The organism is Jeotgalibacillus sp. ET6 (assembly GCF_029667115.1).
In the GTDB taxonomy this organism is placed as follows: domain Bacteria; phylum Bacillota; class Bacilli; order Bacillales; family Jeotgalibacillaceae; genus Jeotgalibacillus.
On the sequence record NZ_JARUIU010000310.1, the window covers coordinates 1 to 235 of the forward strand.

At 46.8% G+C, this 235-nt stretch carries 1 pseudogene; it reads left to right on the forward strand.

Going from position 1 to position 235, the window contains the following annotated elements:
- Window positions 1–89: pseudogene (locus P6709_RS20705) on the forward strand (ribonuclease PH); the annotation flags it as partial.
- Between the last annotated feature and the right edge of the window lie 146 nt (window positions 90–235).

Consider the following 235-nt stretch of genomic DNA (forward strand, 5'->3'; position numbering starts at 1 on the left):
ATTTGAAGAGGGGACAGGGAAAAGGCTGGATAACGGCTGAATATGCAATGCTGCCCCGTGCAACAGGCGATTCAAAATATGAACCTTCAATTCGGGTTTCCCGAAGAAACCAGTTTAGATCCACTTGATTTGCTCAATAGAAAATGTAAGATATGCGGTAATTTCAAGCATGCGCCCTGCAAGCTTGCAGGTTCCGCTCCGTCCGGAGGCTTTCCGCGTAAATTCATCCTCAAAC